General features: G+C 45.0%; 12 protein-coding genes. 4 read left to right on the top strand and 8 right to left on the bottom strand.

Going from position 1 to position 6,948, the window contains the following annotated elements:
• Positions 1-70 precede the first annotated feature (70 nt).
• The 4 genes from ACYTXL_RS26225 to ACYTXL_RS26240 all read right to left on the bottom strand — a co-directional run bounded on the left by ACYTXL_RS26225 (position 71) and on the right by ACYTXL_RS26240 (position 2,080).
• Complete coding sequence (locus tag ACYTXL_RS26225) at positions 71-352, bottom strand: aldo/keto reductase (RefSeq protein WP_461927252.1); 282 nt, start codon at positions 350-352, stop codon at positions 71-73.
• Between the two features lie 27 nt (positions 353-379).
• Entirely contained in the window at positions 380-1,438 is a 1,059-nt protein-coding gene (locus ACYTXL_RS26230; RefSeq protein ID WP_461927253.1) for an NAD(P)-dependent alcohol dehydrogenase, read from the bottom strand.
• A gap of 13 nt (positions 1,439-1,451) precedes the next feature.
• Positions 1,452-1,751, bottom strand: a complete 300-nt coding sequence (locus ACYTXL_RS26235; protein WP_461927262.1) for a (R)-mandelonitrile lyase — start codon at positions 1,749-1,751, stop codon at positions 1,452-1,454.
• Between the two features lie 203 nt (positions 1,752-1,954).
• Positions 1,955-2,080 carry a hypothetical protein gene (locus tag ACYTXL_RS26240; RefSeq protein ID WP_461927254.1) on the bottom strand — a complete coding sequence of 42 codons (126 nt, stop codon included), beginning with the start codon at positions 2,078-2,080 and terminating at the stop codon, positions 1,955-1,957.
• Between the two features lie 84 nt (positions 2,081-2,164).
• On the opposite strand from ACYTXL_RS26240, the gene ACYTXL_RS26245 reads away from it, so the two are divergent.
• Positions 2,165-3,148 carry an AraC family transcriptional regulator gene (locus ACYTXL_RS26245; protein WP_461927255.1) on the top strand — a complete coding sequence of 328 codons (984 nt, stop codon included), beginning with the start codon at positions 2,165-2,167 and terminating at the stop codon, positions 3,146-3,148.
• 54 nt (positions 3,149-3,202) lie between these two features.
• Here the strand turns inward: ACYTXL_RS26245 and ACYTXL_RS26250 are convergent, their stop codons facing one another.
• Positions 3,203-4,756, bottom strand: a complete 1,554-nt coding sequence (locus ACYTXL_RS26250) for a YcjF family protein (protein ID WP_461927256.1) — start codon at positions 4,754-4,756, stop codon at positions 3,203-3,205.
• A 127-nt stretch (positions 4,757-4,883) separates the two neighbouring features.
• Here ACYTXL_RS26250 and ACYTXL_RS26255 point away from each other — a divergent pair, with 127 nt between their 5' ends.
• Complete coding sequence (locus tag ACYTXL_RS26255; RefSeq protein WP_461927257.1) at positions 4,884-5,045, top strand: hypothetical protein; 162 nt, start codon at positions 4,884-4,886, stop codon at positions 5,043-5,045.
• A gap of 36 nt (positions 5,046-5,081) precedes the next feature.
• On the opposite strand, the gene ACYTXL_RS26260 is transcribed toward ACYTXL_RS26255, so the two are convergent.
• The 3 genes from ACYTXL_RS26260 to ACYTXL_RS26270 form a co-directional block, all read right to left on the bottom strand.
• Positions 5,082-5,321 (bottom strand): type II toxin-antitoxin system Phd/YefM family antitoxin, encoded by a 240-nt coding sequence (locus ACYTXL_RS26260; protein WP_461927258.1) that lies wholly within the window; start codon positions 5,319-5,321, stop codon positions 5,082-5,084.
• Between the two features lie 92 nt (positions 5,322-5,413).
• A complete protein-coding gene (locus ACYTXL_RS26265; protein WP_461927259.1) occupies positions 5,414-5,749 on the bottom strand; it encodes an element excision factor XisI family protein in 336 nt (111 codons plus the stop codon).
• Positions 5,737-5,952: an element excision factor XisH family protein gene (locus tag ACYTXL_RS26270; RefSeq protein ID WP_461927263.1), complete on the bottom strand. Its 216-nt coding sequence runs from the start codon at positions 5,950-5,952 to the stop codon at positions 5,737-5,739. The genes ACYTXL_RS26265 and ACYTXL_RS26270 overlap by 13 nt, the downstream gene beginning before the upstream one ends.
• Between ACYTXL_RS26270 and ACYTXL_RS26275 the strand changes: the two genes are divergently transcribed.
• Positions 5,951-6,250: a hypothetical protein gene (locus ACYTXL_RS26275; RefSeq protein ID WP_461927260.1), complete on the top strand. Its 300-nt coding sequence runs from the start codon at positions 5,951-5,953 to the stop codon at positions 6,248-6,250. The genes ACYTXL_RS26270 and ACYTXL_RS26275 overlap by 2 nt on opposite strands.
• A gap of 108 nt (positions 6,251-6,358) precedes the next feature.
• Entirely contained in the window at positions 6,359-6,886 is a 528-nt protein-coding gene (locus ACYTXL_RS26280; protein WP_461927261.1) for a hypothetical protein, read from the top strand.
• Positions 6,887-6,948: the final 62 nt, after the last annotated feature.

Below are 6,948 nucleotides of genomic sequence, written 5' to 3' on the forward strand. Positions count from 1 at the left end.
AATCTCCTGAGTAAGATATTGGCATCGGATCTAACAATAACTCCCTTCCCAGCCTACCGCAGTTTGTGGTTCAATTACCTGAAAATTGCTGTAACTTGATGCCGAACTTCGTGGCAATGACGACCTGATCGAGGTAGGGTTTGAGCGCTTCGCCCACCAATTCTTCATTGGTGAATGGTCCATACATTTCGGCCGTATCAAAGAGGGTGATGCCATGCTCCACCGCGGCTTGGAGCAGGGAGATGCTTTCTTTCTTGTCCAGGGTATGGCTGTAGGCATAGTTCAGCCCCATACAGCCCAGCCCAATCGCCGAGACTTCCAAATTACTGTTTCCAAGTTTGCGCTTTTGCATTGTTATTCTTTCGAGGTTCCACCTCGGTTATGCAGATTTAAGGGATGCCATATCAATACAGAAGCGGTACTTTACATCGGACTTGAGCAGTCGCTCGTAGGCTTCGTTTACCTTCTGGATGGGGATGACTTCGACATCGGCGGTGATGTTATGCTTGCCGCAAAAGTCGAGCATCTCCTGAGTTTCGGCGATGCCGCCGATATTAGAGCCGGAGAGACTGCGGCGACCCATGATGAGGCTGAATGCCGACACGTCCAGGGGCTTCTCAGGTGCGCCGACAAGGGTAATGTTGCCATCGAGGCGGAGCAGGTTGAGATAGGCGTTGATGTCGTGCTTGGCGGAGACGGTGTCGAGGATGAAATCGAAGCTGCCAGCATGCTTCTGCATTTCATCGGTGTTGCGGGAGACGACCACTTCGTCAGCACCGAGGCGGAGCGCGTCTTCTGTTTTGTCGGGCGAGGTGGTGAAGACGACGACGTGGGCACCGAACGCACGGGCAAACTTCACGCCCATGTGTCCCAGCCCACCAAGACCAACCACACCGACCTTCTTACCCTTGGTGACGCCCCAGTGGCGCAGGGGGGAGTAGGTTGTAATCCCGGCGCAGAGGAGTGGCGCGACTCCAGGGAGATCGAGATTGGTGGGAACGCGCAGAACGAAGCCTTCATCGACGACAATACTATCGGAGTAGCCACCATAGGTGATACCTCCGAGGTGTTTGTCCGGGGAGTTGAAGGTGAGGGTCAGGTTCGGGCAGAACTGTTCAAGACCAGCTTGGCAATGGGGACAGGTACCATCCGAGTCCACCAGGCAGCCGACCGCAGCGAGGTCGCCTAGCTTATACTTCGTAACTGCCGAGCCAACCTTGGTGACACGGCCCACGATCTCATGACCTGGTACAATTGGGTAGACGGTGGACATGATACTGCTCCACTCGTTACGCACCGAATGGAGGTCGGAGTGGCAGATGCCGCAGAAGAGGATTTCAATCTGCACGTCGTGTTCAGTTGGATCGCGACGCTTGATCTTGGTGGAGGACAGCGGTGATGTTGAACTGGCTGCGGAATAAGCTTTCGTGTTGTACATAATATTGATGCTCCTATTTGTCTACTTTTGGCGTCTGGTATTGTTCGTTGCTGACTTGTTCCAGCCAATCCACAGGCTTGCCGTCGAGCGCCTCCTGAATGGCAACGTGTGTCATGGCTGTGGTTGGTGTAGCACCGTGCCAATGCTTCTCACCCGGCGAGATCGAGATTGCGTCCCCCGGTCGAATTTGCTCGATCGAGCCGCCCCAGCGTTGTACGAGACCGCAGCCAGCCGTCACGATCAGGGTCTGTCCTAACGGGTGGGTGTGCCATGCTGTTCGATCACCCGGCTCAAACGTGACACTGGCACAGATGTGCGTGCCGGATCATTTGCTTGGAACAGGGGGTCAATGCGGACAGTGCCGGTAAAATACTCAGCCGATCCTTTGGCGGAAGGCTGTGAGCCACTTCTTTTGATATCCATTTTCTTAATTCCTTCACTTGATGCGATTTTGGTGGCTGTCCCAATCGTACAGATTGAGCATTTATCGCTTCTCTATCAATAGGGATGGATTTTTTAAGAAGCAAGGTTAGCCTTGATGCCGTTTTGGTTGTCAGTAGGTGAATCCCTTACCCAATCAAAACTGAGTTTTCTCTTGAATAAAAATCCAGACGCTTGCAAGACGGCGGAATCGCTTTTCATTGCTTTAGCTTCATTCTACGAATCCTCAAGGGCAAGCAATAGGACGATCGTCTAAGATTGTTGTACAATCCTGCAAACTTAGAAATGAACGCTGCCAAAACGAGTGAAAAGTCCGATATCGATTTAATGAACGACCAGCAGGCAAAGCGCGAGGCAGACAGAGCGCAAGCTAACAGAGACGAAATGAAAGAGCGAATTGCACAGGCTATTCGTCATGATGGGACAATTGAGCCGCTCAAAGGATTGCACTTCAACCGCGCCTCCTCGCCTTCGGAATGCCTTCATAGTGTCTCTATCCCTGCCTTTTGTGCGATCGCTCAGGGCAGCAAAGAAGTCCTTCTGGGCAGCGATCGCTATCAGTACGACCCGATGCATTATCTACTTGCTACGGTCGAACTGCCGATTGTCAGCCAAATCCTGGAAGCGTCCAAGGCGCAACCGTACTTTAGCGTTCGCCTCGATCTTGACCCCACCCTCGTTGGCTCAGTCATGGTCGAGGTAGGGCATCCCTCATCGCGCAGCCGTGCTGATGTGAAAGCGATTGACGTAAGTCTGTTGGATGCAAATCTTTTGGACGCTGTGGTGCGGCTCGTCAGACTTCTAGATTCCCCTGCTGAAGTTCATGTTCTCGCACCACTGATTAAGCGGGAAATCATTTACCGACTCCTGATGGGAGAGCAAGGTAATCGGCTCCGTCATATTGCAGTTCTGGGCGGCTACACCTACCACATCGCCAGAGCTGTCGAGCGACTTCGTAAAGACTTTAACGAGCCGCTTCGGATTGAAAACATCGCACGAGAAATGGGAATGAGCGTCTCGGGCTTTCACCATCACTTCAAGTCTGTCACTGCAATGAGTCCCTTGCAGTTCCAGAAGCAACTGCGGCTCCAGGAGGCTCGCCGTCTGATGCTGGGGGAAAACCTTGACGCTACCAGTGCTGCCTACCGAGTGGGGTACGACGATGCCTCGCACTTCAACCGGGAGTACAAGCGGCTCTTTGGTGCACCACCGATGCGCGATGTGGAGCGGCTGCGAGAAGTTGCTAGGGAGACTGCTAGCTCAATATGATTGCATTACTATCGGTTTCTTACTCCGAAAACAATCTACCACAGCGTTTAACTTTTAACTATTGAGTTCTTCATCGTGTTCAACTACTTCAGATTTATCTGTCAACGGCTTGACTACCCGCGCGATCGCTTCTTGAATAAAAGCCTTGATAAATTCATCTCTGCGATTAATTTGAAACTGTCGCTGTACAACTTCCGTCATTCCACCATCACCCCAATCTTGATCGTGACGAAAATATTCAATAAAACTTTTACCAGCAATTCGCGTTAAATAAGCTGCTGTCACGCCTTGAATTGCTCTACCAATAATAAAGGTGGCAACATTCAGCTGCAAAGCTGTAGATAATAATTGAATTGCTCCCTTAACAATGCCTAAACTGGCGATCGTTTTCGCTAAAGAAAGGGCTAACTCTCGTCCCCGTTCCATATTCAATTCACAGCCGTACACTCTACCAATTTCCACAACCATTTGAGCATTAACAGCAGCTGTCGCCAATAAATCTACGACTGGTATAGGTGTGACTGATACTACACCAGCACCAATCCACTGAAACCGTTCTACGATTTTGTCAGCTTGACGGCGACGCTGGCCATCAATGAGTTTTCGCGCCTCATCTCCCAATCGCAGAGATTGCAAAAGAATGTTGTCGGCCACCAAATCTTCGCCCTCAGCCCGTAAAACAGTAGCCGTGCGTCGCAGTAAAGGGATAATATCCGGTTCCGGCTGGAAAGTTTCGCCAGTTTCTAGTTGTGCAGATTGGGGATTAGCAGCGATCGCCACCACATCATTAGTAGCAATAAATCCCCGTACCCGTTGACGCAATCTAGCGAGGATGGCTTCTTTATCTTCATCTGTATATAAATCAGTTTTGTTAAGCACCAAAAGCGATCGCTTACCAATTTCTGCCAACCCCCGCAACGGCTCATATTCTGAGCGTCGTAAGTCATTATCTACCACAAACAACAGTAAATCTGCTTCTGTTGCCAGTTCTCGCGCCATTTGTTCGCGTTCCGTTCCCGCCACCCCTGCTTCTAAAATTCCTGGCGTATCTGTAATTAAAATTTTGCGTTCTAATCCCTTTAGTCGCAGACAATAGGTTTCTCCAACCTGGGTTGTACCCATCGGTGCATCCACTTGACCAACCATGCGTCCCATAATTGCATTAACTAGGGAAGTTTTACCAGCACTCCCGGTACCAAATACCACTACTTGAATCTCACCCCGTGCTAAGTTCGCTTCAATCTCCCGCGATTTACTTAATAAAGCCTGACGTGCTACTTCATCTTGAATTTGCCCTACCTGTTGGCGCACAGCCTGGAGAGTTGTAGAAGCAGCGTCAGATTTAGCCGCAGGGATTTGCGCCGCAGTCACTCGCTTTGGGTTGCGGCGCGATCGCTTTTCCCCTGATTGAATCACCAATACATAATAAACGAAAGCGGCAACCAACGCTCCGATGAGGATAATCAGCAGCAACAACAGTAAATTGCCCAGCAACGGCGAATAGGATAATTGCCAATAGAGGCGTGATAGGGAATCAATTAGCCATAGGGCTAGCCCCAAAATGACGATCAGACCAACAATCAGCGTTACTATGCGTGACAGAGGCATGGTTGGGAAAGATTAGTGGGTATTCAGTAGGTAGATGCTTCTAATCTTAATAGTTTCAGTATTTTTTACCACAGTGCTAGGATAGAGGTTTTGGGCTTCTGAGGTTGAAACTTAAGCCTTTGAGTCCATGATAATTGGAAAACTGAGTCGGAGCGATCGCCTTTTAGAGAAAAATCATCAAGTAAGTGAATCAGATAGATTATTGTTGCGATCGCTGAGAGTGATTGCTGATTACTTAATGTTGAAAAAAACCTATGGTTTTTGGTCATTTTTGATTGATCAACACTAATCAAACATAAGAAAATATGGGTATCTAGTAATAGTTTCATTTACCTTCAAAAATATTCAAAATATCTTCAGCTAAAGGACTATCAAAATCATCTGGAACAATGAACTCCCCAGCACATAAGCCATAAGGTCTAATTTGTTGAAAAGTGAGTGAAACTGGTTTAATTTCTGCAATAGGTTTACCTGCGTGCATGATAATAATATTTTCTCCTGCTGCCACTTGTTGAAGATAGCCAGTTAGGTTTTGCTGGATTTCATCAATTGTTACGGTTAACATGAGATGTGTATGTATGAATATTTCTAATATATCAACTTGAGAGTTTTAAGTTATAGCAATTACTATTCCAGATTTAGCAGCAGTTTTTAAGCTTAATTAACTGCAAATTCAGTATACTGTCTGATATCGGCTGGTTGGAAGGCGAGAACAATTTGATTTTTAGGAATACCAGCGTTAACAAGTTCGTTGGCCATACCGTATTCTGTACCGTCTCTTTGAATCCAGATTTTGCCGTTGATAATATCAATATGAACTAAGCAACCATGTACCCGTTGATTATTTTCCCAGCCGAGTGTTAGTAGTAGGTAATGGTTGGCGCTTTGGTCTATAATTAGTTGTCTTTCTAATTCTCCGTAAGCGTAGGGTAGTTGGGCGTATTCGTTTAATACTTTTTGAATGATTTGGCGATAATTATCTAAGGTATCCATTGCACTACCACCTCTCGTTTTGAGTCAAAGACAAGTAAACAAAGGCGTTGATTTTCTAATAATATTTTACCAATTGGTTCTTGAAATAGTTCTGAGTAGGTTTCTTGACGAATAGCCAGATACAAGCGGCGGTCAGATTCTAAGCGAGCGAGAATATCGTAATATAAGATATATTGCCCTAAAGCATTTTCTACAAAAATTATGACTAACCAAAGAAATGCTCCTCCTACTGTTGATTATGCACCCCTGGAATTACAAGGGGAATTAATCGCTATGCAAGAATTAACGATTGAAGATTCATTAACTATTGGTCAAAGTCAAGTTCCCGAAAGTCAACAAGAACTAGATTTGCAACTTTTAGAGAAAAATAAAACTAATCAATTAAGTGAATCAGATAGATTATTGGTGCGATCGCTCCGAGTCAGTGCTGATTATTTAATGCTGAAAAAAACCTATGCTTATAGCCTTGGATCACAGGTGTTAAAGCTTCAGTACGCTTAGAAAAACTTAAGTATGATTAATATGTTTATTTTACGTATTATTGCTATAGTAATCTAATTATAATTTTAATATATTATTGAGAAATAATTTTACCATTACCCTAAAAAGATGTCTGAGAATAATACAGAAATTATATTAATACCAACAAAGATTACATCATCTCAAATTGAAAATTCTATTACAGCATTGGATAAGCCATACATTGATTTGCTAAATTATCTTGGACTACCAACGGATAATATTTTTTCATCTGTTGATGAAAGGAGAAAAGCGATATTTGCGCTGTACAGTGCTTTAGAGACTCTTCCAATAGAACAAAAAAGCTATTTATCAAAATTTGTAGCATCAATCATTAACGGCTTATTTGATGGTGCTTTAGCTTTCCTATGGGATGAAACTATCAGGGCATTAAATAGATTGATAATTGGTTATGATTTACAATATTTTTATGATGTGGCAGGAAGCATATCTTCAAAATATAAAGGTTTACTTTCAGAAGAAGAACTTGAAGCTATATCTGCTCATGACTTACTAGAAATATCTCAAAGAATAGGGTTAATTAATAATATTAACTTTAAAAGATTAGAGACTGTTAATTTTTTCGGTTCTTCAGTACTTACTATGCCAAATTGTTAGCTATATCTGTAAAATAAGATTAAGAATTGCATTAAAACTTTACTAAACGCATTGCAATCATT

This window comes from Nostoc sp. (genome assembly GCF_054880495.1).

Coding starts and splice junctions, on each gene's coding strand:
- ACYTXL_RS26225 (WP_461927252.1), bottom strand. CDS start 352: ATGCAAAAGCGCAAACTTGGAAACAGTAATTTGGAAGTCTCGGCGATT.
- ACYTXL_RS26230 (WP_461927253.1), bottom strand. CDS start 1,438: ATGTACAACACGAAAGCTTATTCCGCAGCCAGTTCAACATCACCGCTG.
- ACYTXL_RS26260 (WP_461927258.1), bottom strand. CDS start 5,321: ATGTTAACCGTAACAATTGATGAAATCCAGCAAAACCTAACTGGCTAT.
- ACYTXL_RS26250 (WP_461927256.1), bottom strand. CDS start 4,756: ATGCCTCTGTCACGCATAGTAACGCTGATTGTTGGTCTGATCGTCATT.
- ACYTXL_RS26265 (WP_461927259.1), bottom strand. CDS start 5,749: ATGGATACCTTAGATAATTATCGCCAAATCATTCAAAAAGTATTAAAC.
- ACYTXL_RS26245 (WP_461927255.1), top strand. CDS start 2,165: ATGAACGCTGCCAAAACGAGTGAAAAGTCCGATATCGATTTAATGAAC.
- ACYTXL_RS26255 (WP_461927257.1), top strand. CDS start 4,884: ATGATAATTGGAAAACTGAGTCGGAGCGATCGCCTTTTAGAGAAAAAT.
- ACYTXL_RS26275 (WP_461927260.1), top strand. CDS start 5,951: ATGACTAACCAAAGAAATGCTCCTCCTACTGTTGATTATGCACCCCTG.
- ACYTXL_RS26280 (WP_461927261.1), top strand. CDS start 6,359: ATGTCTGAGAATAATACAGAAATTATATTAATACCAACAAAGATTACA.
- ACYTXL_RS26240 (WP_461927254.1), bottom strand. CDS start 2,080: ATGAAAAGCGATTCCGCCGTCTTGCAAGCGTCTGGATTTTTATTCAAG.